Here is a 24,438-nt window from a genome sequence, read left to right as displayed (position 1 = left end):
ATTTCAGAATTTTGTTTTAAAAATTAGCAGGTAAGTTCAACAGGCGTTCATTGAAAGAGAGAGGTAAAGAAAAAATAACAAATTATTAAGGAAAATACACTGTACAATTCATCTTTCGGCTTTAAATTTTTCGTAACTTTCGGTGTTTAAAAAAGAAAAGAATGACTTCAAAGGAAAAAGTTGCTGCACTTCGTGAAGAAATGCAGAGAAATAATGTTGATGCATTTATAGTATATTCTGCTGATCCTCATATGAGTGAATATCTTCCTAAAGAATGGCAGGAGAGGGCCTGGTTATCAGGATTTCTGGGCTCTGCGGGTTTTGTGGTAGTGACTAAGGACAAAGCAGGGCTTTGGACAGACGGAAGATACTTTACACAAGCAGCTATTGAACTGGATGGTTCGGGAATCGACCTTTTTAAAGACGGGATGGAAGGAACTCCTCACTATATTGACTGGATTATTTCGGAAATTCCTGCCGGCGGTAAAGTAGCTGTAAATGCTGTTGCTGTTTCTAATGCCAACTGGGAATTACTTTCTCAAAAACTGAATTCAAAAAATCATACACTGGTTGATATTCCTCTTTTAAAGGAAGTTTGGAAAGAGAGAGGGACCCCTTCAAAAAATCCAATCTTTGTACATCCTGTAGAAAGAGCAGGTAAATCGGTTGCTGATAAACTTTCTGCAATCCGTCAGAAAATGGAAGAGCAGGATGCAACGGTCCACGTGATTTCAAGTTTAGATGATGTAGCATGGACATTGAACCTTAGAGGAAGTGATGTGGAAAGCAATCCTGTATTTTTAGGATATATTGTGATCACTAAAAATGATGCGGTTCTGTTTACAGATTTAGATAAAATGGAAGTGGACGCCAGAAAACAAATGGATGATTCTTTCGTAAAAATGATGCCTTATGAAGAGTTTTACAATTATCTGAAGACATTCAAAAACGAAAAAGTACTGGTTTCTCCCAACAGCAACCAGCAGATTTTTGAAACATTAAAAGCAGATAATCAGTTTATCAAAGCTCCGGTTCCGGGAAATCTTATGAAAGCCCAAAAGAATGATGCCGAGCTGGAAGGTTTCAGAAAAGTAATGGTGAGGGATGGGGTTGCCATGGTCAAATTCCTTTACTGGCTGACCCACAATGCCGGAAAAGAAGCAATGAACGAATATTCCATTGGTGAAACACTGAGAAGCTTCCGTGCAGAAGGTGAAAATTTTGTCGGAGAAAGCTTCGGTTCAATTATAGGATATAAAGATAATGGTGCCATCATGCACTATTCTGCGAAGAAAGAAGGAAGTAAGGAAGTGACCAATGATGCCAGTATCCTGGTAGACTCAGGAGGACAGTATCTTGAAGGAACTACGGATATTACAAGAACTTTTGCTTTGGGAGCTGTTTCCGAAGAATTCAAAAGAAATTCAACACTGGTATTACAGGGATTGATTCGTTTATCAAGGGTAAAATTTCCTAAAGGGACTAAAGGAGTACATCTGGATGCTATTGCAAGACTTCCGCTGTGGATGGAAGGAAAAGACTTCAACCATGGAACGGGACATGGGGTAGGAAGCTTTATGAACGTTCACGAAGGACCGCACAGCATCAGGAAAGATATGAATCCGCAGGATCTTCTTCCGGGAATGGTCTGTTCAAACGAACCTGGATATTATCTGGAAGGACAGTATGGAATCCGTCATGAAAACCTGATCGCAGTAAAAGAAGCAGAAAAAACAATTCACGGGACTTTCTATGAGTTTGAAACACTGACTTTCTGCCCGTTCTTTAAAGATACTGTGGTGAAAGAGATGCTTTCAGAAGAAGAAATCGCCTGGTTGAACGGATATCACAAAACATGTGAAGAAAAGCTTGCTCCTTATTTGGAAGGAGAAGTTAAAGAATGGTTCTTAGAGTTGGTAAGCCCGCTCTAATATAAAGCCAGGGGTTAGAAAAGACGGTAACGAATTGTTATTATCTTTAAATCCTTTATCTTAAATTTTAATAGAATAATTGTTAGATAAACTAAAGTCCTGTAAGTTCTCTTGCAGGGCTTTTTCGTTTATACAACCGTGTTTTTACGGATAAAATTGTAGGGATTCCCCTGAGAAGGATGAAGTCGTTCTGCATTATCTTTGTATCAACAAAAACATCATTCATATCTTCATATAATAACTCAATCAATTCAAAACGGTGAAATCATCCTGTCCTGGGATGATTTTTTTATAAAGAGCAGTATTTCCATACATTCAACAGGTTTTTTAAGAAGATCATATGAAGTTTTATCATATAGAGGCTTAAAATTTGACTGTAAACCTGTTTTTTTATTTATTTTCGCTGTATTCAAATGAAATTTCATTAATTTTTTCAGATCGATGGTACAGGATTATTTTCAAAGTTTTAAGCTGTTTACAGAGAATGAGATTGAAGAGCTTTTAACGCTTTTTGAGATCAGAAAGGTGAACAAAGGGGATTATTTCATACAGGAAGGTGAAAGATGCAGGGAAGTGGCATTTATAAAATCAGGGATCTTCCGCTCCTTTTATATTTCTGACCAGGGAAAAGATATTACCTATTGCTTCAGGTTTCCGGACAGCATGATTGCAGCTTATTCATCGTTTATCTCCGGTTCTCCGAGTCAGGAAAATATGCAGGCTATTACAGAGGCTGAATTGCTGGTTCTTAAAAAAGAGACTATGGATAGCCTGGTACAGGATGATCTTAACTGGACAAAATTTCTGAAAATAATTGCCGAGCAGGAATACCTTGAGCTGGAAAAAAGATTCTTCCAGCTCCAGAGGGACAACGCTACCCAAAGGTATATAACCCTTCTTGAGAATTATCCGGATTATATTCAAAACATTCCTTTACAATATCTTGCTTCCTATCTTGGCATTACCCAGCGGCATTTAAGCCGTATCCGAAAGGAAATTTCTTTTTAGACATTTGTCCTGTTCTTTAGAATACGGGCTCTATAATTTTGTAAAAAAATATATATGGAGCACAATATTCTTATTATTGGGGGAACAGGATTAGTCGGTAGGACCATCGCCCGAATCTTACAGTCAAGAAATCCTCATATTTCTGTTTTTATCGGAGGAAGAAAAGGAGGAAAGACTGATAAAGACCTGAAAATTGATGTCACGGATCCCTCTTCTTTTCAGATTATCTCGGATAAAAAAATTAATCTGGTCATTCTTTCTGTGAATGATAAAGCAGATGAGATTCTGCGTTTTGCGATTGAAAAAGGAATCGATTATCTGGATATTACAAAACCTACTCCTGCTTTGGTAAAGGCTTATGATATCGCTATGGATCAGAAGGTCGGCAGCAGGATTATATTCAGTTCCGGCTGGATGGGAGGGATTGTTCCCGGATTGGTAAAAACACTTTCAGATTCTATGGCAGCTATTCAGGATGTACAGCTTTTCGTGTATTATTCTGTCAGGGATCTTGCCGGCGAGAGTTCCGCCCATTTTATGGCAGAAAATGTAGCCGTTCCTTTTCACCGGTATGAAAAGAATAGGCCTGTATCTGTGAAACATTTTTTAGATACCGAAGCTTTTGATTTTTCTTTTGGGATTGGAAAGAGAAATGCTTATAACTTTGATGTGCCGGATCTGTATATTTTAAACCATGTTGAAAGGGTTCCTGACGTTAGCGTAAAAATGACTTATAATTCAAAATTGATAACCTGGCTACTGGGAGCTTTCCAGTCCTTGAGAATTTTCAGTATTTTATCGTTAAAAGAAAGGAAGATGATTTTTGGGTCCAGTGGAAGCGGGGATCAGTCTGTGTTTGAAATTGTTGTAAAAGGGAAAGGAGGAAGCAGAAAATTAAGTCTGCAAAGTGTAAAAGGGCAGGCGGAGCTAACAGCTTTATCTGCAGTTCTGCATACGGAAGAGCTTTTGAGAAACTCCCATGAAAATAAAGTATATTTCAGCCATCAGCTGCATGAGCCTTTATCATTGATGGCTCAGCTTAATGCCTATGAAACAATCAATATCCGGGTAACCCAATGAAAAAAATAGCAATTATTAACGGGCATCCCAATAAAGATTCTTTCAACTTCGGAGTGGCTGAAGCTTATAAAGAAGGCACTGGGGAATCGGATGCTGAGGTAAGAGAAATTATTATTGCAGATTTGAATTTTAATCCGAATCTGCAGTTCGGATACCAGAAAAAAATGGAACTTGAGCCGGATTTGGTTAAAGCGTGGGAAATCATCCGATGGGCTGATCATCTGGTTTGGGTACACCCTATCTGGTGGGGAGGATTTCCAGCGGTCATGAAAGGTTTTATAGACCGGCTTTTTCTTCCCGGATTTGCTTATAAATACAGAAAAGATTCCGTGTGGTGGGATAAACTTTTACAAGGAAAAACGGCCCATATTATCACTACGATAGATCAGCCAGGCTGGTATTACCGTCTTTTCTATGGCAGACCCAGCGTGAATCAGCTTAAAAAGTCCGTGCTTGAATTTTGTGGAGTAAAACCGGTGAAGGTGACTTACCTTGGAATAATCCGAAACTCTACGGAAAAACAGCGGGCCCAGTGGCTGGCAAAGGTTAAAAAATTAGGTGTGAATCTTCAATAGATGCGCTGTTGATTTTTCAGTCTGGAACGGTCTGTGAAAACTTTATCTGGCGGTTTATCAATACCAAATGCCAGATAAAGTTAATAAAATGGAACCATTAAAAAAATCTATAGACCTTTCCTGCCTTCTATCCAGTAGGCCTGCGTTCTGATGCATCTGGGAGAAACTCCTTTTGCCTTGAGAAACTGTCTGACCTGGGACAGCGTGTTGCCGCTTCCCGTCAGATAAAAAGTAACTTTATTGTTATAAATAGCCTGTTTTTCTTCTTTCAGGAAATCTGTTAAAGCTTCAATGATGTCTATGGTATTGTTTTTAGGAGCATGATATCCATATAAACTTAATGTTTCCAGGGCTGAAGGATTTTCCAGTTCGTGAAGGCATATGAATGAAGCCTTCGTTTCTTCTGCCATCTCTTTGATCGAAAGGGAACTTCCGAGTGAGGTTTCATCACCGATTGAAAAATGGATGGCAGCAGTAGGATCAAAAAATCGTTTTCCCCGGGGCATTAAAATTTTTATAGAATCTCCTGTTGATAATCGGGTGACAAAACTGTTTCCTGCGGCAGTGGTGTCGTGCAGATGAAAGACAACATCAAAGGTTCCCTTTTTTTTATTAAAATTAAAAGGGGAGTAATTCCGGAAATCCCTTTCGTTGATTCTGATTCCTATTGCATAGGCAGGTTCAAAATGAACCTCTTGCAAGTCTGCTGCGAAACGGATGAGGCGAAGATCATCAGTAACAGATTCTGTATGGGTAACGGTACAGTCTTTAAATTTTGAGGACCAGACATTTTCTACCGTGTCATTGATCCATTTGGGTAAGCTGGGCATATATAATTTTTATTGCAAAGGAAGCTTCAAAATCAATAGATACCGATAGCTGTTTCAGGGAATTGATTGGACTATCCGTGGTTTAGTACTATGAAGGAAGTGGGAGGGCTGGGAACGGGAAGCATTTTGAGCTTAAAAAATCTAGTTTGTAATTTCAATATTATGCGTAAGAGCGGGGACTATGGATCTTACTCCCAGCCTCCATCTTCCCGCTTCAATTCTGACTTACCTGTTTTTATTCTTATTCCTGAATTCTGAAGGAGATTCATGGGCTAGTTTTGAAAATAAACGGCTGAAATAAGTGTGGTCGCTATATCCCAGTTCATAAGCAATTTCCTTTACTGTGAGATGGGTAAAAGCCAATAACCGTTTTGCCTCTATTATTATTTCCTGATGGATCCAGTATTGGGCAGGTTTGCCGGTTATTTCACGAATGGCTTCTGTCAGATATCCTCTTGAAATATGTAAAATTCCCGCGTATTCTGATGGACTTTTCATGGTTTTAAATTCTTTCCTTACCAGAATCCTGAACGCTCTTGCCAGTTGTAAAGAACGGCTTTCTCCGGATGTTTCACACCAGCTTTCACGGGAGTATAGAAAGGCAAACATCCCGACAAAGGCATTCAATAAGGATTGAATAACAAGAAACCCTTCTTTAGAGCCAAACGTTTCATCGGTAAGGGAAGCCTGAAGCATACCGGCGGATGCAGTGAACTTCTCTGCCCAGTTTTTATCAATGAGTAAAGGGGTTATTTCTTCCAGAGACTCCTCAAAAACCACGCGTACTGTATCCGTTACCAGATCTGCCTTGACGGCTACAAACCAACCGCTGACGTCCTCCATTAAGAGTCCCTGATGTACCTGATTGGGCAATATACAGAAAATGGAAGCCTCATGGCATTCAATGGTTTTAAAATCAACCATCATTTTTACATGACCGCTTTCCATACAGGTAAAAATATAATGGCTGTCACGGTGTATCCCTTTATCCAAAAGATGGTCTTCTGAATAATGATACTGTTTATCTATTCTTTTTACAAGAAAATGATGTTCAGAAATATCACTTAAATCATAGGTAGGAATGGCTTGCTTCATTTTGAAAAGGGATAGAAAATTACAATATCTTAAAAGGATAGGCTGATCATTTTAATAACAGGTACTTGCAGGTGCTTTATTTCGCCTTTGATAAAGCCATCTTTATCGCTAGATAGGTTAACACCCCTGCCATAAACCATTTTTGAATCTTGATCCAACCGGGATTATTGGAAAAAAAGACCGCGACTTTTGCTGCAGTGAGTACGATTAAAAAATTAACGCTAAAGCTTACCAAAACCTGTACAACTCCAAGCTCTAAGCTTTGGGATAATACTGAGCCATACTTAGGATTAATGAATTGAGGAAAAAATGATAAATAAAAGACTGCTACTTTTGGATTCAGTACATTCGTTAAAAATCCTATGGTAAAAAGCTTTTTAGGGCCATCATTGACAGTATTTTCTTCAACTTCAAAAATGTTTTTGCTGTTAGGTTTAACGGCCTGATAGGCCAGGTAGAGTAAATATACGGTTCCTATTGTTTTAAGGACTGTATAGGCCATCGGAACAGCCAATAATACTGCTGTCAGACCAAAAGATACCATGATGATGTGAAACAGAAAGCCGCAGACCACCCCGGCCAATGAAATAAATCCCGACTTTTTCCCCTGTGTTATTGATTTTGAGATCAAATAAATCATATTGGGACCCGGGCTGATTACAAGAACGAGGGCAGCCAGGATAAAGAGTAAAAGTTCGTGCAATGGAATCATTGTTGAATGTGATATTAAAGTTTACTTCCCGAGATCAACAACTATTGTATTTCCCGGTATAAGTTTAGCAAAAATAATAAAATATTAATTTTTACTTCCTTAGAGCCTGTTTCCCACTAATAAGTGATTTAAAAACCAATATAAACGCTTTTTTTTGTAAATTTCAACGCATAAAATTTTTATCCCTCACAAATATCTACGACCATGACTACTGAAAACATTTATCAAGCCATTAGAAATTGGAAAACCCTTATTAAATCTTACCAAAGCGGAAATAGCGTAAATGAAACTGAAATTTTGGGTTATTTAAACCAAGGGACTCATTTTAGTGTTTCAGGAGAAGAAATAAAAAAATGGAAAACAGATCTTGAAAATGAGGATACAAAAAAAATACATGCCTATGTAGGCCTTGACAATGGTAAAATGAAGTTCTTCCTGATCGATTCTAAAAGCGATAAAGAGGCCCGTTTTGATACTATTATCATAAAAGAATTCACCCGTGAGTCTCCGGACATGAAACTTCAGGAAACCAGTAGTTTAATGGTAAGCCCTCCCATTACTTCGGAAGCGGCGATCAACCGCAATTTCAGATGGAATATGTTTTGCACCCAGTGGATTAAAGCTCAGCAGACAGGAGATTTTTTTCAACTGATTTCCATTCCTTTTTCGGATTATGAATTATTGGAGCTTGAAAACGATCATTTATGTACTTCCTTCTTCGGGCTTACTGATGACCTTGATCGCAAAAATTCAGACTTTCCTTATCATATAGAAATTATTACGGTAAAGGATTTAACGATCTATGAAATGAGTAAAATGGCGGAAAATTATTCCACTCCGAGACCGCCGTTTACGGTTGATACGGTTGAGGATTATCAACTTTTGAAGAAAAGCGGTGCTTTCTTATAACAGTTTGTCCCTGTACTTGCAGATCGTGATCAACCTTACTTTATGTACGGGATTGATTCTGTTTATCATAGCAGGGATTAAAATAAGACTGGCAGTCATGTTATTTTTTTCGGGAGAATTAGCACTGGAGCTGACTGATCTTGTCGGCAGGCTTATGAAATTAAATACACTGAACACGTATAATTACGCGTTAAGCCAGTTTTTGAGCCTGATTATGCTGACGGAGATCTACCGCAAATACTGTATCCGCATTCCGGATGTAGCCAGAGGGATGATTTACCTGTACGCAGGCGCATTGCTGATGGGGAATATGATCTATATGCAGAGCAATACTTCTGTTACTTTCTATTCCAATATCATCAGCAGTATCATCATCTGTAGCTTTGCTGCTGCTTATTTTATGAAAATCATCAGACGGGGAAGGGCAGAAAAAAGTTTGTTTGTCATCAATATTCTCGTTTTTTTATTTTTTTCCGTTGAATGTCTGATTTCTACCACTTTTAGTTTCTTAATCAGCAACCACCTGGACTGGGTGGCGCCCGTTTGGCTTTTCAGAGGCGTCTTGTTATTGTCTTTTTATATTGCTTTTATCAATCTGGGATGGTGCGTTGGGAAAATCAGGGTCAGGTAGTTATATGGATATGGATCGGTATCGGACTGTTCTTTTTGACTACAGTATTGATCACATGGCTGGTCATTCATTATTTAAAAAGTATACACAAAAATAAACAGAAAGCCAGGCAGCTGGTCCGGAAAACACAGACGGAATACAGAGAGAGCATGCTGCACTTACAGGAGCAGGACCGGGAACGCTTGGCGGAAGAACTTCATGATAATGTCATCTCACAGCTCAACCTGATCCGGCTGAATATTAATGATAAAAACCCGGCTGAACTCAGCCTTGATTTAAAAAGATCAATGCAGCTGATCCGGGAGTTGTCCCATAATCTGACACCTCCTGATCTCAATGAAATAGAACTGGCGGATCTTATTGCGGATTATCTAGAACAGGTGAATAAAAATGTAGAGGTGATCTTCCGTCATATCACAGCAGAAATATCCATCAGCAGTCCTGTGAAACTGAATCTTTTCAGAATTGTACAGGAGCTGGTCACCAATATTTTAAAACATGCCCATGCGACGAGGATTCATGTGTCTCTCAGGATATCTCTCAATTATCTGATGCTCGTCATAGAGGATGATGGGCGTGGCTTTACTGCAGGAACTCATTCCGAAGGGATAGGGCTAAGGAATATTCAGTCCAGAGCTCAAAAAATTAAAGCGGTTTATAAACTTAAAACACAACCGGAAAAAGGAACAAAATTTATAGCCTGTATGGCCATACCATAAAAATAATAAAAAATGGAACACTTAAAAATTAAAATCGGAATTGTAGATGATGATCTGCTGTTTGTGCAGCTTTTAAAAAATTATATAGAAAACAATGACCGTTACCAGGTTGTACTGACTTCAACAGGTGGTCATCATTTTCTCACCGAACAGGCATCAAACCCGTTGGATATCCTGATCCTGGATTTAAGGATGACAAATGGCGACGGGCTGGAAGTGATGTCTGCCTTGTCTCAACATACGACAGAAACCAAAATTATTGTTCTTTCCAGTTTTTACCGCCGTTCTTTTATGGGGCAGATGTTGAAAATGGGCGCCCACGCTTTTTTGTCAAAAGAAATTGAACTTGAAGAATTGGTAAGTGTCATCAATGCCGTATATCACAACGGGCATTATTTTTCCAATGAACAGATCGATGTGATGCGGGGACAGCTTTCTAATAAACTGCCTGAATTCCATGCTTTTTCTAAAAATGAACTGACCGAGAGAGAAATGGATGTCTTAAGACTGGTCTGTCAGCAGTTAAGCACCAAAGAAATTGCCGATTCATTGTTTATCTCCCCGAAGACGGTGGAGACCCATAAAACGAATCTGATGATCAAGACAGGAGTGAAAAATATGGCCGGGCTGGTTATTTATGCCGTGCAAAATAATATCGTGGACCCGAATGAAATTGTATTGTTTGATAAGTAACCTGAAAAGGAATCAGGGAGTACAAATCCTGTACTCCCTGATAAAAGAAATCTAAAAAACACGTTATAGTTATGGATTTAAAATTTTAGCAATAGAAACCGCGTCTGCCACGGTATCCATGCTATAGATCTGGATCACCCCTTGGGTAGTGGCTGCCTGGCCTAAAATATTCTGTTGATTTTGCGTATTGACTGCATTTTCAAACATAATTCCTGTAGAATGTGCAGCGGTCTGATAGACGTTGCTTAGCGCCATTGCAGGAGATTCTGCGACTACTTTTACGTTGGACTGCGTTACTGCGTCTGTGATTTGTTCGTTTACTGGCATAATGATTATGGTTTATTGGGGTTAAAAACAACCGGGTTTTCCGGTTGTTCTGATAATGGTATTCCGCTGTTCGCAGGAATTAATTACGGATTAAGGATTTTAGCAATAGAAACCGCGTCTGCTACGGTATCCAGGCTATAGATCTGTGTAATCCCCTGTGTAGTCGCTGCCTGAGTGACAATGTTTTGCTGGTTTTGTGCATTGACTGCATTTTCAAACATAATTCCTGTAGAATGTGCAGCGGATTGATAGACGTTGCTGAGCGCCATTGCAGGAGATTCAGCGACTACTTTTACGTTGGACTGTGTTACTGCGTCTGTGATTTGTTCGTTTACTGGCATAATGATTATGGTTTATTGGGGTTAAAAACAACCGGATTTTCCGGTTGTTCGGATAAGAATATTCAGCTGTTCGCAGAAATCATTAAGGATTAAGGATTTTAGCAATAGAAACTGCGTCTGCCACGGTATCCAGGCTATAGATTTGTGTAATCCCCTGCGTAGTCGCTGCCTGAGTGACAATGTTTTGCTGGTTTTGTGCATTGACTGCATTTTCAAACATAATTCCTGTAGAATGTGCAGCGGATTGATAGACGTTGCTGAGCGCCATTGCAGGAGATTCTGCGACTACTTTTACGTTGGACTGGGTTACTGCGTCTGTGATTTTTTCGTTAACTGGCATAATGATTATTGTTTATGGGGTTTAAAATAACCGGATTTTCCGGCTTTATAAGATTGTTTTTATTCTGCGATCTGCAAAAATTGATTACGGTTTAAGGGTTTTAGCAATAGAGATTGCATCAGCAATGGTATCTTTGCTGTAGATTTGGCCAATGCCTTGTGTCGTAGCTGCCTGGGTGACGATGTTATGCTGGTTTTGGGCATTCATCGCATTTTCAAACATAATTCCTGTAGAATGTGCTGCTGTTTGATACACATTACTTAAAGCCATTGCAGGAGATTCAGCGACTACTTTTACGTTAGACTGTGTTACTGCGTCTGTGATTTGTTCGTTTACTGGCATAATGATTATTGTTTATTAAGATGAGAGACAACCGGACTTTCCGATTGGGATCTTTACTTTTTATCAAAAAGTAAAACTAAGGTTTAAGGATTTTAGCAATGGAAACTGCGTCTGCTACAGTGTCCAGGCTATAGATCTGCAGGATGCCCTGAGTGGTCGCTGCCTGACCTAAAATATTCTGTTGATTCTGCGTATTAACCGCATTTTCAAACATAATTCCTGTGGAATGTGCAGCGGATTGGTATACATTGCTTAAGGCCATTGCAGGAGATTCACCTACTACTTTTACGTTAGACTGTGTTACTGCGTCTGTGATTTGTTCATTTACTGGCATAGTTGTAATTGTTTTTTCTTGAGATCTGATCTCGGTTAATAATTATTGATGTAAACTAGTTTTCTATTCTATATTTAAACCCACAACAGATCCTGCAGATGAATACATTTCAAAAGCATTGCTATAGACTGGTAATGAATGATTAGATCGTAAGGGTGGCTCAGTATACAATGGTTGAAACCATTTTCTGTAAAATCTGCGCGGGGTTAAAGCATATTTTTTTGTAAAAAGAATGCGGTTATAATTTTTAATATCTGTCTTAAAAATTAATCTGTAGGTATGCTGGCAATGCTGGATTCCTTTGGGCCGGAAAATGGATTCTGAATGATTGCTTTTGTACACTGACAGCCTCTAAAAGCCGGTGCGAAAATAAATGTTGACCTGATTGTATATATGTTGAGGGCACCGGATTTTATCTTTACAGAGAAAGTAAACCGCATTCTATAATTTTTAGAAGCAGGGATTAAAACCTTCCCTTTTTAAATGTTCCCAATTCTCTGTATTTAAGCTTTCCCGGATTCATTTTTTTTACTCCCATGACATAGTTGCTTATTCCCAGCATACTGTCACGCTGTTGATTCAATGCGGAGTTGATATGCATTAATCCGGTGGAATGTGCGCTCACCTGCATAGAAATCGCTTGTGGTACGGCAGTTGACATTCCTGTAATCATGGTATTGATTTCATTCATAATATGGGTTGATTTTGGTGTTTTTATTTACGGATATTGGATAATCTTGTATTCAGCTTGTTCATTCTTTCTGCGATCTTCAGCTCCTTCTCCTTGACCTTTGCCATCGAGGCCTCCTGAAGTTTTTTCAACTGCTCTTCATAATTCATGATGGCAGGAGCCTCCGCAGCTTCCGATGATTGACAATCCTGCTGTTTAACAGCTTCTTCCAGCTTTTCCAGTAAAGGTGATAATGACTTAAGGGTTTCTTTTGTTGCCTTGTCTTTGATATAATTGATAATCTCGTCTTCATGCCTGAGAACAAACGGCATTATTTCTTCTTCTACGATTTCAGGCTTTATCTGTTCTACAGCTCCAGGAGTAGGAGTCCGATGTTTTATTCGTTTGCGCATATCTGTAATTTTTTAATGATTAATGTTCTTGTGAAAGGATGGTTATAGCAGGTAACCTATAAAAGCACTTGCTGCAGTCCAGTCCCTGTTGAGGTCCTTGATCACATTGCTGCCTGCGATCTCCAGGGCAAGGCATCCGGAAATAGCATTGGCTGATATCATCTCTTTCAGCTGGTCCTGAGGAAGATGTAAAATATAGTCATCCGGAATAACAGGCAGTTTACCATGGTTTGCAGGAGTTTCATTAACGACAATGCTCAGGATTTCCTGAAAGTAATGCGCAATGAGTTTAGATCCCTGAAATTCCAGTTCTCTTTTGATTTCGATAACTTCATCCGGAGTAACCAGGTCAGAGATGCCTGAGACATCTACATCGTGCACAGAATATAAAGCTTCCCCTGTATTAGATGCCGTAATGGTAATATCCGTTTTCAGAACGCACCTGGATTTGTCAAGGTTGATGGTAAGAAACTTCGAATCCTGCTCCGGCATAGCGATTTCACTCAAGGTGCTGAGGGGTAGCGTCCTTACGTTGCAGTAGAATCTTGTATTTTCATCCATTTTAATCATGATGACGGCTATGCCGGTAGATTTATCTTTAGGCTCTATCACAAACGACTGATAGCCGCTGTATTTTTTCAGTTTATTGATACAGTTCACCGGTCTTATTACAGGCTGTATATTGATACTGGAAGTCTGAAGACCAAATACGATACGGTCAATATTATTATCATTTTTTTTGGGATCCGGATCCAGATAAGCTTTGTCACTGTTTCGGGTCAGATAAAGACTGTCGTTCAGTTCCTTCAGGGAACGAAGGTTTAAAATTTGAGCGGGTTTGGTTTCGATAGAATAATTCATCTCTTATTTTTTTTAAGTTTTTCTGTAATTCGGGTTATAATATTTTTTCTGACAGGCTGTGCTTCAGGTTCTTCTGAAGGAATTACTGCTTCTTTAATTTCTGGTTTTATCAGTGGCTGAGTTAGTTTTATTGATTTTAATACTAATTTTCCCTCCTGATCAGCTGTAATAACGCTTTTTCCCATATGATCCTTTTGTATGGAGGTTTCTTCAGGCTCAGGTTTCGTTACCCGTTTTTTTTTTCGGGATCAGTTTCATCGGAATCCTCTGTAAAAAGGGGAGATTGAGGCATTTCATTTGATACGGGATGCGTATTGGCATTATAAATTGTATTGGAAATTTTAGCCTTTACTTCGGCATAATCGCTTACCATTTTGAATACATCCTTCATCATTTCATTTCCTTTACCTGCATCCTGAGCCTGCAAATGGTCAGCTGTGTGGCTAGAGGTATCTTTACTGCCGGGAGGAGGTCCCACCGGAGATCCGTAGGTCAGTAAATTATTGGCCAATCTGCTCAGGGCAATCAGGCCTACCTGTTCAAATCCTTTTAAAAAAGACTGTAAATCCTGAACCATCATTCCGGTAGACTGCTCGATCATTACTTTTGCAACACCGCTCATGGGAGAAGCCTTAGGCGGTGCCAGTACTTCAGTGTTGACAAATACTACAGCTTTCTCTGCCGGAGTGGTAGCATTTGCTTCAGATTCTTGGGGGTTACTGTAGTGCTCATTCATGGGGGTAAGATTTTATATTATCCTTTTAAAATTTTAATGGCATCAGCAACAATCGCAGGATTGAGTTGATTCAAGTTCTGCTGATTGGTTACCGAATTCTGAATGGAAATTCCACTGGCATGGGTAGCCATCTGGTAGAGCATGCTCATCGCCTGTGCCGGAGATTCGCCAAGCACGGTAACATTAGTCTGCGTCACTGCATCTGTAGTCTGGTTGTTTACTGTATCTGCCATAGGTTGGGTTTAAATGATTATTGTTGTTTTAATTTTCAAAACATCTTTTTCTTATCATTCAATCTTTATTAATGTAGCAGGATTGAAACTTTAAGATCAGATGGCTTATCTCTTTTGTCTGATACAAATTTCCTAAATCAAAACAAGTTATCATTAAGGGAAAAGACTGAATTTTTAAAAATCAGGGAATTCTCTCAAGAGTGATATTTTAAACTGTAATATTCTGAATCCGTAGTCATTGATCAGTTGTTTTCTGTTGAAATAGAGGGGTTTAAGTTGCTGTAGTGTGCCGGTTTTATTTTATCACTGCGCCAGGAGTATTTTTACGGAATCCTATATTTGGTTGTTTATACTCTACCATCCCTGTTTTTTTGTCCGTTACTTTGAGTGATCCGATCAGGAAAATTTCTGATGAAATCTTAAAACAGCCCCTGATGATTTCCGATCCATGGAACGTATCAGTTGTCAGGATTCAATAAACCCAAATAATAGGAATATAAAACGACCAGGGGAAGCCGAAAACCTTTCAGAGTAGGCAGAACTAAAATCAAATCACATGGAAAAACAGACTTTACATGCAACATCATTTCAGTACAATGAAAACGGAAAATCATATGATGTTACATTTCACGCCAATAAGGGCTTTTCTTCATTAGCGACCTCAAGACTTACCGCAGATTCGGTAGCCAATGAGAAAGTTCAAAAGGCCTATGTTGCCCTTATGCCGTACGAAACCAAAATCATGGAATGGCTGTCCCAGTCATCGGATAATGGTCAGAAATACCTGGAAAATCCTATTCTGGCAATACAGAATGCCGATATAGGGATTCCACAGGATGTTATTCAGATGATTAAAGAAGCTTCAGATGTATTATTAACCACCATTAAAAAATAAAGATATGGCAACAGTAATGACCCAGGGATGGGATCTGGTAGCGGTAGCAAAGCAATCGCTGCTCAATGTACTCATTGAAGATGCTTACAATGATAATATTTTCCCTCATGATGCCAATGTATCATTATTTGGGATGACATTCGTGGGGACTTTTGGAACCCCGACCGCCAACTTGAATCCCTCACAAAGTTCAGGAACAAATTCTATGGCTTCTATAGAAGTTCCCATAAGCGGAACCATCACGATATCCGGTACCTCTAATACTATTCCTCCCAATAGTACTCTTGTTATTGTTTCCAACTTACAATATGTAAATATAACATTAGAGGGAACCAGTGCCGTAAGGTTATATTTGGATCTTAGCAGCCCGCTGGCCATATTTACAGTAAATATACAGCCGTCCCAATCATGGGTAGCTGCATTAAACGGAATGGTTCAATACTACCTGCAAAATTTGTATCAGGGAGGATCCTATTATTTAGGAACCGTAAATATGGAAGGGGTGCCGGCGGCTGTGTTGCCGACAGGTAATGTATATTTTGCCACCCAGCCCAATAGCTCTGATGCTGATTCTAATATTCTGGCATTGGTGGCCAATACAAGTACAGGATCTGCAGGGTCACTCGTATTTACCGGCGGACCCGTTTTATTACCGGGTAACCAGAGCGCTGCGCTTTATATCTCTAACCGGTGTATCCTGAATAATATGCTGCTCCCTGTTCTGGTGACACAGCTGAACACGACTGCCGGTTCATTTACGGTAAGTGGAAATTCCAGTACACCCTATACCGTAAGCTTAAATACCTCTGTCAATCTGGATGGAGAATATGATCCTAAGCTGACCAGTATGAATAACTATGTTAATAACAGCGGGCAGATACAATCTGATTATGGAGCGGTTGGATATCCTGTATCGGCATTCTCGAGCCTGATTTGGATTAACGTAAGCGGGCATATTTATCTTACGCCTTCTTTATCAGGGCAGACCATCTCATTTGGTGTTGATGCACCGTCCGGAAGTGGTTCTGCAGAGCTAAGTGCGGGCGGCTGGGTTATTGTTGGAGCATTGATTATTGCGACCTTTGGAACTTTGGGGGCATGTGTAGCGGCTGTTGTAGCCATTGTTGTCCCTATCGTTGTCACCCAGCTTAAATTCAATGTCAGCCTATCCCAGGTTGGAGCTAATCTGGGCAGTGCTACGACATCTTTCAACTGGCCGGCTGCTTCTATAGCACCTTTAACAAGCATTGCACTTCCGGGGGATCTTATTCTTTATGTTGATCCTCAGGTTTAATATACTTGAAATAATGTTCCGGATTGTTTAAAGAAATGGATTGATCATTGTCAATCCATTTTTTTTATGGATAAATGGTCTGCTTAAAAAATCAAAAGTCCACAGTAAAAAAGGAGGTTTAGCTTCAGCAGCTCGGTCCCATACAGGTAAACCCTTAGTTTCTGAAAATGGGGATTTCCCCTCTATAGGGTCTGGTTCTTTACCTTGAAATTTGTTTTTATAACCTATTCTAACGATTACAACTATGGGAAAAAAAACAAAAAAAATGGAATTCCTGCCAGATGACAATGAAACACCAATATTAATAGGACAAGCCGGACACGCTACAGGGGATATATTTTCCGTTGCTACCACTTTGGTGGGCGATGAAAGAATCCATGTCGTTATTTCTGAATATGAAGGCGATAAGAGAACCACTGCCATTAAAGATTTTTATCGGCAATCTAAAATTGCCGAAGACAGAATATTAGGGCTGAAGACTGAAAAAACAGAAGAAAATGTGGCAGGTAAGCTTAAAAATGACGGGATAATGCTTTATAAGGAAAAAATCAAACAGTTGGGAGGAGATGAGACCAAGATTCAATATGTATCGGTACAGGGGGCAACGGAATGGGTTGCTAAAAATTATTCTGTCGCTCTTCAGGAAAAATTAAAAAATGCATGGGAGGTCAATGGTTCCAAAGATCCGCAAATAAAAGAGTGGCTTAACAGCAAGGGGATAAAAGACGAGGTAAACAATGTTCTTGTTCTTTGGTCCCGGTTCAGCGGTAAAAATGGAGAAATTCATTTGGAACATGATAGCAGCTATACGGGGATTAAGCAGATTTTGGAAAAAGTGGCTGAAAAATATGATGCCGTCATCATCACAGGAGATAAAAGATATAATACTGGAAATAAAGAGGATAATGCAAGAAAAGAAAAAAAATATGATGATATTGCTAAGGTTATTAACAGTCAGTTTGATACTCCCAGGGTATTCAACCTCACGGAATTTTGGAAAGATATAACCGACCCTTTGCTGCTGGCCTGGCTCAGAGAAAATGACCGCATAGGACAATTCAAGCTGTATGATTACCTGTCGAGAACTTGTAAAAATGTTCAGCATTTGGGATTCAGAAGCGGAAACCTTGAAGCCATGGCTTTGCTGGGTAATTGGGTCAGGTATATGGAAGAACCGGTAAGCAAAGGGGGTGAAAGGATGACCATGTGGGATGAAAACAGTGAGGTGAAAGTAAAAGAAGGAGGAATAAAGCCGCAATATAAAAGGTTGCTGGTACAGAAAGTTTCTACAAACTCAGGGAAATGGCTCAAGGATAATATAGCAGCTGTCCAAACTGAGATAGATTTGATCCATACAGAAAGGGAAAAGGACCAGAAGACCAAACAAATGATTTCTGCTCCATTAAAGATAATTACTAATAAAATAAAAAAAGGAGTCAGCTCTAAATTGAATTCCGTTGAAATGGATGAACACCAAAAAGCAGAGTATGAAAGAGTTTTAGCGGGCATTCATGAAAGAGAGGAAGTGTTTAAGCGTGATATTAGTAAATTAGAAATGAAAAAAGACCAATATATACGCCCTGATGAGGATATCCGCAGACTTATTAAGGAAGGAAAAGCAAAAGAAGGCAAAGGATTTACCCCTGAAGACCTGAATGAGATTACCAAAATCTTATTCTCCAGATTATCTGAATCACAAGACTGAGAATATGAAATTTTATGCCACAGCGGTAACGGCTCTTATCAGTCTAAGCTTTATAACTTTATAAGAATATACATCAGAATTCGGGATAGGATCAAAACTATTCCGAATTTTACTATAATACAAAGCGGGTATTCAAAAGGTAAGCCTTATCCAATTTACATCCTGAAAGCAGTGTTCTGTTACTATGCAGAATGCTGTTTTCTATGATAAAGCTTTCCGGTTTACTACTAAAAAAGATGTACATTAGCCATGAAAATCAACGGAAAGCCTTCTTTTTAGAATAAATGACCAGTATGCCTCCATTAAAAGCTGTAAGAGAACAGAAAAATATAACCCAGGAAGAGTTATCAGAAAAATCAAAAATTTCTGTACGAACAATTCAGCGGATTGAATCAGGAACTGAACCCAAAGGACATACGCTCCGTGCCCTGGCTAAAGCATTGGAAATAGAAGAAGGAGCATTGCGGGAAACAACAGCTATCACAGAATCTGATGAGGTAAAAGCGGAAGACCCGGCTGGTATCAATTATGCTTACATTAAAATCATTAACCTTTCCCCGCTGCTGTTTATGATACTGCCGCCACTTAATATTCTGGTCCCGCTTCTGCTGATGTTTAAGATGAAACAGAGAAACAGTCTTGCAAGACAGATTATTTCAGTACAGATGGTGTGGACGGTGATGGCCCCCATTATATTTATGCTGGGAATCTTTTTAAAGCTGGGGCGACAGTTTACCTTGATCCTTATGATCCTGATTGTGCTGTCTAATGTATTCATTATTCTACGGAATGCGGCGGAAATTGACCGCAATAAAAAACTGTATTTCAGATTGAATTTCAGTATGATATAAAGCTTGTCAGGGCTTTGTCGGGTTTTTGTCAGGTTCATTTTTCGTGCCGGAACAGCTGAAAATCCAACCTTTGTCAAAAATCTTTAACGATGGCAAAGTATACTCATTTTATTCTCTTCTTTCTGATCATCCTCTTCTGCAATGTCAATGCCCAAATCAGGAAGACTGATGATCTGTACAAAACAATCATGTCCAGAGACAGCCTGCTTTTTTCTGTAGGATTTAATACCTGTAATATCGGGGTGATGGAGAATATACTCAGCGACCGCCTTGAGTTTTATCACGACAAAGACGGTATTTCCGATAAAAAGAAATTCATGGCCGATTTTAAAAACGGATTATGTAAAGCGCCGGAAAAATATCAGGCTAAAAGGGTCCTGATGGATAAAAGCACAGAAATATATCCCATGTTTCAAGGCGGAAAACTATATGCTGTGATTCAGAATGGGGATCACCAGTTTTATGAAAAAGAAAACAGCCGGCCTGAAAAAAGAGTAGGCTCAGCTAAGTTTACCAATTTCTGGATGGTAGAAAACGGAAGCTGGAAACTGGCAAAATCATTGAGCTTCGATCATCAGGAAATATCAACCCGCCAGGAGTCTCTTTTTGAGAATGATCAGGCCATTGAAAACTGGCTGAAAGACATTAAAATTCCTACACTGGGATTAGGAATCATCGATAGGGGAGCGCTCAGGGAAGTAAAAGTTTTTGGTGACATAAAAAAAGGTATCACAGCACCCTACAATACCTGTTTCAATGTAGCATCTCTTACCAAACCCGTGACAGCAGTGGTTGCCTTACGCTTGGTCAGCCTGGGAAAATGGAAACTGGATGAGCCTCTTGATCTCTATTGGACTGATCCGGATATTGCTAATGATCCGAGGCGTAAAAAACTGACCACCAGGATTATCCTGACCCATCAGACCGGCTTCCCAAACTGGAGGTGGATGAATCCTGATAAAAAACTGAGTTTTCAGTTTGATCCAGGAACAAAATACCAATACTCAGGAGAGGGTTTTGAATACCTGCGGAAGGCATTGGAAAAGAAGTTTGGGAAATCACTGGACCAACTGGCCGGAGAATTGGTTTTTAAACCACTGAAAATGAATGATACGAACTATATCTGGGATCAAAATACAGATGAAACAAGGGTTGCAATAGGGTACAATAAAGAGGGTAACCCTTATCCCATAGAAAAAAATAAAACAGCCAATGCGGCTGATGATCTGCATACTACAATAGAAGATTATGGGAATTTTATGGTCAGTGTAATGAAAAGTAAAGACCTCAGTCCTGAAGTATTCCGTGAAATGATCGGGAAACAGGTGAAAACCAAAGAGAATAAATATTTCGGATTAGGATTTGAAATCTATGATCTCGGAAATGGTGACTATGCTTTATCTCATGGCGGAGCTGATCTTGGCACAAGATGTATTGCTTTTGTACTGCCCCGTTCAGGAAAAGGAATTATAATTTTTACCAATACAGATGATGGATATAAAGCGTATGAAAAGCTGATTGTCCATTATTTAGGAGAGCAGGGGCGGAAGATTGCTGAGATAGAAAACAGGTAAAAGCAGGCAGGAACAAAATGACAGCGTTATGCAATTACATTTTTAAATGCAAAGCCTGTAAGCGGTATACAGGTAAACTATTGATGTATTATTCTTGAATATGTATTGTGAATTTTGATGCCCATCTGGTAAATCTTTGTACCTTAGGTACTTCAATGTGTTGATTTACAGTATTATTTTTTAATCTGATAATCTGTTTTTAGAAAATGGGCGCACCATGAACACCATGAATAAGAAAACTATGTGGTACTATTATGTAATCCTTGGAGCAGGAATAATTCTGCTCATCCTGGCATTTTTTAGTTTTAGGGATACCCTGTCATTCTTAAAAAGAGCCGAAAAAGCGACCGGAACGGTTACCTCATTGCGAACCATTCAGTCAGAAGGGGAAGTGTATCTGCCGGTCTTTACTTTTCGGACTAAAAACAATATTGAATATACGTACGAACTGAGCGAAGGCAGCAATCCTCCAAGCTGGTCTGTCGGCGAAACAGAGACCATCATCTATGATCCGGCAGATCCTTCTGCTGCAAGATTGTATACTTATTTCAGAATTTTTGGCTGGACCATAGTATTGATCTCTATTGCACTGCCGTTACTGGTGATTGGCGGCGGATACTGTATTGCGGAACAATTTTTAAAATAAAATTCCTTTTCAGATTAAAAAAGGGTTATCTGTATAAGATACTATGATGGTATTGAAGCAAATGCTCTTACGGGAAAAGTACCGACCCCTTTGAATTTTGGAGGAACTGCCGTAAAAGTAAATTGGCCATCGGGAAGCAGATTCAGATGACACAGATGTTCTGCAATTAATATTCCGGCTCCTAAAAGAATGGAATGTACAGGTCTGCTTCTGCCGGTTGTATCATCAATATTGTAAGAATCAATGCCGACTAACTGTACATGGCAGTCTCTAAGGTATTCTGCTGCACTTCTTGTCAGATAAGGATGATTCTCATCATATGCTTCAGTATTCCAATGCCGGTCCCATCCTGTATTGATCAATACGGCTTTGTTTCTGATTTCTTTGTTTTTGAGATGATCATCTGTAATTTCCAGTGTTTCAGAATAGGGAATCCGGATGACTACGGCCTCTAATTCCACAAATTTTTTCAATTCCGTTTCAGCGAGATCCTCTCCGTTTTCAAATCTATGAAAAGGACAGTGTATATAAGTTCCGGTATTGGTGGCCCTTTCAATTTTCCCGATCTGAAATTCTGTTCCTTCTTCATACAGCTGCCTGGAATTTTCCCTGCTCAGATAGTCACAGATATGAGGGGCGGGGAGTCCTTTATAAGGGATAAGTCCGTCCTCATTAGTATGGCTTATATCTATCAGCCGGCCTGGAGAGGAGTGTGGGGTAACCGGTTTTCTTTTGTGGGGCTCACTGAAGATCTTTTTATTCAGAATAGTGACTTTCCCTGCCATTAATAATCTCAGATCTTCAATGATATAATCTGCCAGTTCCTGATCTGTAATATCATCACCCATGATATCAAGCCTGAAATCTTCACCTTTGAGGCTTCCTCCGTTGGTAAAATAAACTTCAAAATCAAATTGTACTCTTTTGTCCATTATTAAAATATTTAGGACAAAAGTGAAGAAATTCAGATCTTATGTACTTGACTTATATCAATTTGATTGATTTTTTTACTTCTGATCCGGCTCAATGTTTCAGGGCTTATTCCAAGATAGGAGGCAATATGGAAAAGAGGAATCCTGCTTTCTGAAAGGGGAAACTGCTCAAGAAAAGACAAATAGCGTTCATTGGAATCACAGAGTAAGAAAGAACTTTCCCTGCGGCACTTTTTGATAAACTCTTTTTTGAGTATCCGGTTAAGGAGTAAATGCCATTTCTGATCCTGTAGCAGCAGATTGTCAATTAAAGCTTTGGGGATGACAATGATTTCGGACGGTTCCAGGCATTGAAAATTCAGTCTTGTTTTTTCACCGGTAAGAAAACTCGTCAATGCTGTAAAAAAATCATTTTCAAAGAAAAACTCGGTATTGATTTCACGGTAATCTTTATGATAAAAACTTCGTATCAGTCCTCTGTCTATAAAAAACAGATCATTGGCTATCATATTTTCCTTTATTAAAAGACTTTCCTTATTCAGGGTTACTATTTTTGTTTCGGACCGGAGTATTTGTTCCTCCGTATCCGTAAGATCAAACAAAGGATATATTGCTGTTTCAAGGAAAGTAGTGATCGTATACTCTGACAAAGCTTATTTTTTTATTTGCGGTTAAACTTAATCAGCGGTTATTAAACCCGGAGATTTCTGGTAGCTAAGCAATAAAAGCAAGGGAGCTCCGGAAAAGGGAACTCCACACAACTTGTTATATTCTATTTTACCTTCTCCAGAAGATATAATTTGGCTCCGGAGAATGCTAATTTAGGCATAAGGTTTCCTTCCAGGACCATGGTCTTATTGTTGACGTCAATCACTGAAATGTAATTATTGGAATTGTATTCTATATAGTTTTCCTTTTCTTTGGTCAAAGGGTTCTTTCCAAATTCCAGGGAATATTTTACCCAGTCTTCTTGGCCGGAACTGCAGTGTACCGGTTTGAATTTAGATTTTTTGGCCTTAAAAACAATCTGGTCAAAGCTGTCCGTACAGTCTGAAGTAAATGACGCTTCCGGATTCTGGTCTTTGGAAAAATCCTCAAAAGAACCGCGGTAAGCTCCCACGACTTTCCATGTTCCATCCAGACGGTCTTCATCAATCTTTCCTTTTGCTTTGCTTACGGCCCAGCTGATTCCATTCACCGTCCCTTTTACGGCTTTGTAGCTTACATTCACCGCACCCTTTACGACTTTGGCAGCAGTAGAGACTACACACGAATTTAATACAAGAACAGCTGAAGCGAGAAATATTATTTTTTTCATATGTTGAGTTTTATTGATCATCTGCGAAGATAATACTTTAAAAAAGATAATTATATTAATTTTAAAAGGTAGGCCGTATCACCTTTTGTGAGCCAGTAAGTTTTCCATAATGAAAATGTACCAAACCTTAAAGATTCAGTACATTTGAAATATGGAGTCAAGTTTTATATAAGTGATTTTTGATCCTAATTATTGAAAAGACCAGCACATATTATCACTGCAAACGGGATTGTCGTTAAAGTACTGGTAGCAGCAATCGGTAGCCGCAGAACTGCTGCTGATTACTGAATAGCCACCGGTAATGACAATATGCTGTTGTGATTTTACCTTTTTGATATCCGGACGATGCAGCAGGGTTTTCAGTTTTTTATTTTTCATATTTATCGTTTTTTAATTTTGAATAAATATTATTGAAAAGACCAGCAATTATAGCCACTGTAGTC

Annotated in this window: 32 protein-coding genes; 14 read left to right on the top strand and 18 right to left on the bottom strand. The window is 39.1% G+C overall.

Annotated elements, in window-relative coordinates:
* Positions 1-161: 161 nt before the first annotated feature.
* The 4 genes from MUW56_RS03370 (at position 162) to MUW56_RS03355 (ending at position 4,594) form a co-directional block, all read left to right on the top strand.
* Positions 162-1,931 carry an aminopeptidase P family protein gene (locus tag MUW56_RS03370; RefSeq protein ID WP_292011864.1) on the top strand — a complete coding sequence of 590 codons (1,770 nt, stop codon included), beginning with the start codon at positions 162-164 and terminating at the stop codon, positions 1,929-1,931.
* A 441-nt stretch (positions 1,932-2,372) separates the two neighbouring features.
* On the top strand, positions 2,373-2,939 hold the full coding sequence (locus MUW56_RS03365) for a Crp/Fnr family transcriptional regulator (RefSeq protein ID WP_292011863.1): 567 nt from the start codon (positions 2,373-2,375) through the stop codon (positions 2,937-2,939).
* A gap of 54 nt (positions 2,940-2,993) precedes the next feature.
* Positions 2,994-4,019: a saccharopine dehydrogenase gene (locus tag MUW56_RS03360; RefSeq protein ID WP_292011862.1), complete on the top strand. Its 1,026-nt coding sequence runs from the start codon at positions 2,994-2,996 to the stop codon at positions 4,017-4,019.
* On the top strand, positions 4,016-4,594 hold the full coding sequence (locus MUW56_RS03355; protein ID WP_292011861.1) for an NAD(P)H-dependent oxidoreductase: 579 nt from the start codon (positions 4,016-4,018) through the stop codon (positions 4,592-4,594). Before MUW56_RS03360 ends, MUW56_RS03355 begins: the two co-directional genes overlap by 4 nt.
* A gap of 107 nt (positions 4,595-4,701) precedes the next feature.
* On the opposite strand, the gene MUW56_RS03350 is transcribed toward MUW56_RS03355, so the two are convergent.
* The 3 genes from MUW56_RS03350 to MUW56_RS03340 form a co-directional block, all read right to left on the bottom strand.
* Entirely contained in the window at positions 4,702-5,424 is a 723-nt protein-coding gene (locus MUW56_RS03350; protein WP_292011860.1) for an FAD-binding oxidoreductase, read from the bottom strand.
* Positions 5,425-5,649: 225 nt separating this feature from the next.
* Complete coding sequence (locus MUW56_RS03345; protein ID WP_292011859.1) at positions 5,650-6,519, bottom strand: AraC family transcriptional regulator; 870 nt, start codon at positions 6,517-6,519, stop codon at positions 5,650-5,652.
* A gap of 76 nt (positions 6,520-6,595) precedes the next feature.
* Positions 6,596-7,231, bottom strand: a complete 636-nt coding sequence (locus tag MUW56_RS03340) for a LysE family translocator (protein ID WP_292011858.1) — start codon at positions 7,229-7,231, stop codon at positions 6,596-6,598.
* A 204-nt stretch (positions 7,232-7,435) separates the two neighbouring features.
* On the opposite strand from MUW56_RS03340, the gene MUW56_RS03335 reads away from it, so the two are divergent.
* Genes MUW56_RS03335 through MUW56_RS03320 form a run of 4 tightly spaced genes read left to right on the top strand, consistent with a single transcriptional unit; the run spans position 7,436 to position 10,183 of the window.
* Complete coding sequence (locus MUW56_RS03335) at positions 7,436-8,140, top strand: hypothetical protein (RefSeq protein ID WP_292011857.1); 705 nt, start codon at positions 7,436-7,438, stop codon at positions 8,138-8,140.
* A gap of 4 nt (positions 8,141-8,144) precedes the next feature.
* The gene (locus MUW56_RS03330; protein WP_292011856.1) at positions 8,145-8,771 is read left to right on the top strand and encodes a hypothetical protein; all 627 of its coding nucleotides are present in this window, start codon (positions 8,145-8,147) and stop codon (positions 8,769-8,771) included.
* Positions 8,741-9,490 carry an ATP-binding protein gene (locus tag MUW56_RS03325; protein WP_292011855.1) on the top strand — a complete coding sequence of 250 codons (750 nt, stop codon included), beginning with the start codon at positions 8,741-8,743 and terminating at the stop codon, positions 9,488-9,490. The genes MUW56_RS03330 and MUW56_RS03325 overlap by 31 nt, the downstream gene beginning before the upstream one ends.
* Positions 9,491-9,502: 12 nt before the next feature.
* The gene (locus MUW56_RS03320) at positions 9,503-10,183 is read left to right on the top strand and encodes a response regulator (protein WP_292011854.1); all 681 of its coding nucleotides are present in this window, start codon (positions 9,503-9,505) and stop codon (positions 10,181-10,183) included.
* 69 nt (positions 10,184-10,252) lie between these two features.
* Here MUW56_RS03320 and MUW56_RS03315 read toward each other — a convergent pair whose 3' ends face one another.
* From MUW56_RS03315 to MUW56_RS03265, 11 genes are all read right to left on the bottom strand, one after another.
* Positions 10,253-10,510, bottom strand: a complete 258-nt coding sequence (locus MUW56_RS03315) for a RebB family R body protein (protein ID WP_292011853.1) — start codon at positions 10,508-10,510, stop codon at positions 10,253-10,255.
* A gap of 83 nt (positions 10,511-10,593) precedes the next feature.
* Positions 10,594-10,851, bottom strand: a complete 258-nt coding sequence (locus tag MUW56_RS03310) for a RebB family R body protein (RefSeq protein ID WP_292011852.1) — start codon at positions 10,849-10,851, stop codon at positions 10,594-10,596.
* Between the two features lie 82 nt (positions 10,852-10,933).
* Positions 10,934-11,191, bottom strand: a complete 258-nt coding sequence (locus tag MUW56_RS03305; RefSeq protein WP_292011851.1) for a RebB family R body protein — start codon at positions 11,189-11,191, stop codon at positions 10,934-10,936.
* 84 nt (positions 11,192-11,275) lie between these two features.
* Entirely contained in the window at positions 11,276-11,533 is a 258-nt protein-coding gene (locus tag MUW56_RS03300) for a RebB family R body protein (RefSeq protein ID WP_292011850.1), read from the bottom strand.
* Between the two features lie 76 nt (positions 11,534-11,609).
* Entirely contained in the window at positions 11,610-11,867 is a 258-nt protein-coding gene (locus MUW56_RS03295; RefSeq protein WP_292011849.1) for a RebB family R body protein, read from the bottom strand.
* A 463-nt stretch (positions 11,868-12,330) separates the two neighbouring features.
* Positions 12,331-12,558 (bottom strand): RebB family R body protein, encoded by a 228-nt coding sequence (locus tag MUW56_RS03290; RefSeq protein ID WP_292011848.1) that lies wholly within the window; start codon positions 12,556-12,558, stop codon positions 12,331-12,333.
* 23 nt (positions 12,559-12,581) lie between these two features.
* On the bottom strand, positions 12,582-12,950 hold the full coding sequence (locus tag MUW56_RS03285) for a hypothetical protein (protein WP_292011847.1): 369 nt from the start codon (positions 12,948-12,950) through the stop codon (positions 12,582-12,584).
* A gap of 42 nt (positions 12,951-12,992) precedes the next feature.
* Positions 12,993-13,811: a hypothetical protein gene (locus MUW56_RS03280; RefSeq protein ID WP_292011846.1), complete on the bottom strand. Its 819-nt coding sequence runs from the start codon at positions 13,809-13,811 to the stop codon at positions 12,993-12,995.
* Positions 13,808-13,996 (bottom strand): hypothetical protein, encoded by a 189-nt coding sequence (locus MUW56_RS03275; RefSeq protein ID WP_292011845.1) that lies wholly within the window; start codon positions 13,994-13,996, stop codon positions 13,808-13,810. The genes MUW56_RS03280 and MUW56_RS03275 overlap by 4 nt, the downstream gene beginning before the upstream one ends.
* Before the next feature lie 41 nt (positions 13,997-14,037).
* On the bottom strand, positions 14,038-14,547 hold the full coding sequence (locus tag MUW56_RS03270; protein ID WP_292011844.1) for a hypothetical protein: 510 nt from the start codon (positions 14,545-14,547) through the stop codon (positions 14,038-14,040).
* 17 nt (positions 14,548-14,564) lie between these two features.
* Positions 14,565-14,780, bottom strand: coding sequence for a RebB family R body protein (locus MUW56_RS03265; RefSeq protein WP_047400697.1), 216 nt, complete (start codon positions 14,778-14,780; stop codon positions 14,565-14,567).
* Positions 14,781-15,336: 556 nt separating this feature from the next.
* Between MUW56_RS03265 and MUW56_RS03260 the strand changes: the two genes are divergently transcribed.
* The 6 genes from MUW56_RS03260 (at position 15,337) to MUW56_RS03235 (ending at position 21,745) form a co-directional block, all read left to right on the top strand.
* On the top strand, positions 15,337-15,675 hold the full coding sequence (locus MUW56_RS03260) for a hypothetical protein (RefSeq protein ID WP_292011843.1): 339 nt from the start codon (positions 15,337-15,339) through the stop codon (positions 15,673-15,675).
* Positions 15,676-15,679: 4 nt separating this feature from the next.
* Complete coding sequence (locus MUW56_RS03255) at positions 15,680-16,969, top strand: hypothetical protein (protein ID WP_292011842.1); 1,290 nt, start codon at positions 15,680-15,682, stop codon at positions 16,967-16,969.
* Between the two features lie 265 nt (positions 16,970-17,234).
* Positions 17,235-18,674, top strand: coding sequence for a hypothetical protein (locus tag MUW56_RS03250; protein ID WP_292011841.1), 1,440 nt, complete (start codon positions 17,235-17,237; stop codon positions 18,672-18,674).
* Positions 18,675-18,967: 293 nt separating this feature from the next.
* On the top strand, positions 18,968-19,525 hold the full coding sequence (locus MUW56_RS03245; protein ID WP_292011840.1) for a helix-turn-helix domain-containing protein: 558 nt from the start codon (positions 18,968-18,970) through the stop codon (positions 19,523-19,525).
* 89 nt (positions 19,526-19,614) lie between these two features.
* Positions 19,615-21,099: a serine hydrolase gene (locus MUW56_RS03240; protein WP_292011839.1), complete on the top strand. Its 1,485-nt coding sequence runs from the start codon at positions 19,615-19,617 to the stop codon at positions 21,097-21,099.
* Between the two features lie 217 nt (positions 21,100-21,316).
* The gene (locus MUW56_RS03235; RefSeq protein WP_292011838.1) at positions 21,317-21,745 is read left to right on the top strand and encodes a DUF3592 domain-containing protein; all 429 of its coding nucleotides are present in this window, start codon (positions 21,317-21,319) and stop codon (positions 21,743-21,745) included.
* 41 nt (positions 21,746-21,786) lie between these two features.
* Here MUW56_RS03235 and MUW56_RS03230 read toward each other — a convergent pair whose 3' ends face one another.
* The 4 genes from MUW56_RS03230 to MUW56_RS03215 all read right to left on the bottom strand — a co-directional run bounded on the left by MUW56_RS03230 (position 21,787) and on the right by MUW56_RS03215 (position 24,373).
* Entirely contained in the window at positions 21,787-22,677 is an 891-nt protein-coding gene (locus MUW56_RS03230) for a cyclase family protein (protein WP_292011837.1), read from the bottom strand.
* A 32-nt stretch (positions 22,678-22,709) separates the two neighbouring features.
* Complete coding sequence (locus tag MUW56_RS03225; RefSeq protein ID WP_292011836.1) at positions 22,710-23,327, bottom strand: Crp/Fnr family transcriptional regulator; 618 nt, start codon at positions 23,325-23,327, stop codon at positions 22,710-22,712.
* 122 nt (positions 23,328-23,449) lie between these two features.
* Complete coding sequence (locus MUW56_RS03220; protein WP_292011835.1) at positions 23,450-23,995, bottom strand: hypothetical protein; 546 nt, start codon at positions 23,993-23,995, stop codon at positions 23,450-23,452.
* A gap of 189 nt (positions 23,996-24,184) precedes the next feature.
* Positions 24,185-24,373: a hypothetical protein gene (locus MUW56_RS03215; protein ID WP_292011834.1), complete on the bottom strand. Its 189-nt coding sequence runs from the start codon at positions 24,371-24,373 to the stop codon at positions 24,185-24,187.
* Positions 24,374-24,438 lie beyond the last annotated feature (65 nt).

Source organism: Chryseobacterium sp. (assembly GCF_022869225.1).
Classification (GTDB): Bacteria; Bacteroidota; Bacteroidia; order Flavobacteriales; family Weeksellaceae; genus Chryseobacterium.
This window is presented reverse-complemented; position numbering and strand designations above follow the sequence as displayed.

Excerpts from the sequence above, each read along its gene's own strand:
- MUW56_RS03370 (WP_292011864.1), top strand. The coding sequence starts at position 162 with ATGACTTCAAAGGAAAAAGTTGCTGCACTTCGTGAAGAAATGCAGAGA.
- MUW56_RS03365 (WP_292011863.1), top strand. The coding sequence starts at position 2,373 with ATGGTACAGGATTATTTTCAAAGTTTTAAGCTGTTTACAGAGAATGAG.
- MUW56_RS03360 (WP_292011862.1), top strand. The coding sequence starts at position 2,994 with ATGGAGCACAATATTCTTATTATTGGGGGAACAGGATTAGTCGGTAGG.
- MUW56_RS03355 (WP_292011861.1), top strand. The coding sequence starts at position 4,016 with ATGAAAAAAATAGCAATTATTAACGGGCATCCCAATAAAGATTCTTTC.
- MUW56_RS03350 (WP_292011860.1), bottom strand. The coding sequence starts at position 5,424 with ATGCCCAGCTTACCCAAATGGATCAATGACACGGTAGAAAATGTCTGG.
- MUW56_RS03345 (WP_292011859.1), bottom strand. The coding sequence starts at position 6,519 with ATGAAGCAAGCCATTCCTACCTATGATTTAAGTGATATTTCTGAACAT.
- MUW56_RS03340 (WP_292011858.1), bottom strand. The coding sequence starts at position 7,231 with ATGATTCCATTGCACGAACTTTTACTCTTTATCCTGGCTGCCCTCGTT.
- MUW56_RS03335 (WP_292011857.1), top strand. The coding sequence starts at position 7,436 with ATGACTACTGAAAACATTTATCAAGCCATTAGAAATTGGAAAACCCTT.
- MUW56_RS03325 (WP_292011855.1), top strand. The coding sequence starts at position 8,741 with ATGGTGCGTTGGGAAAATCAGGGTCAGGTAGTTATATGGATATGGATC.
- MUW56_RS03320 (WP_292011854.1), top strand. The coding sequence starts at position 9,503 with ATGGAACACTTAAAAATTAAAATCGGAATTGTAGATGATGATCTGCTG.
- MUW56_RS03315 (WP_292011853.1), bottom strand. The coding sequence starts at position 10,510 with ATGCCAGTAAACGAACAAATCACAGACGCAGTAACGCAGTCCAACGTA.
- MUW56_RS03310 (WP_292011852.1), bottom strand. The coding sequence starts at position 10,851 with ATGCCAGTAAACGAACAAATCACAGACGCAGTAACACAGTCCAACGTA.
- MUW56_RS03305 (WP_292011851.1), bottom strand. The coding sequence starts at position 11,191 with ATGCCAGTTAACGAAAAAATCACAGACGCAGTAACCCAGTCCAACGTA.
- MUW56_RS03300 (WP_292011850.1), bottom strand. The coding sequence starts at position 11,533 with ATGCCAGTAAACGAACAAATCACAGACGCAGTAACACAGTCTAACGTA.
- MUW56_RS03295 (WP_292011849.1), bottom strand. The coding sequence starts at position 11,867 with ATGCCAGTAAATGAACAAATCACAGACGCAGTAACACAGTCTAACGTA.
- MUW56_RS03290 (WP_292011848.1), bottom strand. The coding sequence starts at position 12,558 with ATGAATGAAATCAATACCATGATTACAGGAATGTCAACTGCCGTACCA.
- MUW56_RS03285 (WP_292011847.1), bottom strand. The coding sequence starts at position 12,950 with ATGCGCAAACGAATAAAACATCGGACTCCTACTCCTGGAGCTGTAGAA.
- MUW56_RS03280 (WP_292011846.1), bottom strand. The coding sequence starts at position 13,811 with ATGAATTATTCTATCGAAACCAAACCCGCTCAAATTTTAAACCTTCGT.
- MUW56_RS03275 (WP_292011845.1), bottom strand. The coding sequence starts at position 13,996 with ATGGGAAAAAGCGTTATTACAGCTGATCAGGAGGGAAAATTAGTATTA.
- MUW56_RS03270 (WP_292011844.1), bottom strand. The coding sequence starts at position 14,547 with ATGAATGAGCACTACAGTAACCCCCAAGAATCTGAAGCAAATGCTACC.
- MUW56_RS03265 (WP_047400697.1), bottom strand. The coding sequence starts at position 14,780 with ATGGCAGATACAGTAAACAACCAGACTACAGATGCAGTGACGCAGACT.
- MUW56_RS03260 (WP_292011843.1), top strand. The coding sequence starts at position 15,337 with ATGGAAAAACAGACTTTACATGCAACATCATTTCAGTACAATGAAAAC.
- MUW56_RS03255 (WP_292011842.1), top strand. The coding sequence starts at position 15,680 with ATGGCAACAGTAATGACCCAGGGATGGGATCTGGTAGCGGTAGCAAAG.
- MUW56_RS03250 (WP_292011841.1), top strand. The coding sequence starts at position 17,235 with ATGGAATTCCTGCCAGATGACAATGAAACACCAATATTAATAGGACAA.
- MUW56_RS03245 (WP_292011840.1), top strand. The coding sequence starts at position 18,968 with ATGCCTCCATTAAAAGCTGTAAGAGAACAGAAAAATATAACCCAGGAA.
- MUW56_RS03240 (WP_292011839.1), top strand. The coding sequence starts at position 19,615 with ATGGCAAAGTATACTCATTTTATTCTCTTCTTTCTGATCATCCTCTTC.
- MUW56_RS03235 (WP_292011838.1), top strand. The coding sequence starts at position 21,317 with ATGAACACCATGAATAAGAAAACTATGTGGTACTATTATGTAATCCTT.
- MUW56_RS03230 (WP_292011837.1), bottom strand. The coding sequence starts at position 22,677 with ATGGACAAAAGAGTACAATTTGATTTTGAAGTTTATTTTACCAACGGA.
- MUW56_RS03220 (WP_292011835.1), bottom strand. The coding sequence starts at position 23,995 with ATGAAAAAAATAATATTTCTCGCTTCAGCTGTTCTTGTATTAAATTCG.
- MUW56_RS03215 (WP_292011834.1), bottom strand. The coding sequence starts at position 24,373 with ATGAAAAATAAAAAACTGAAAACCCTGCTGCATCGTCCGGATATCAAA.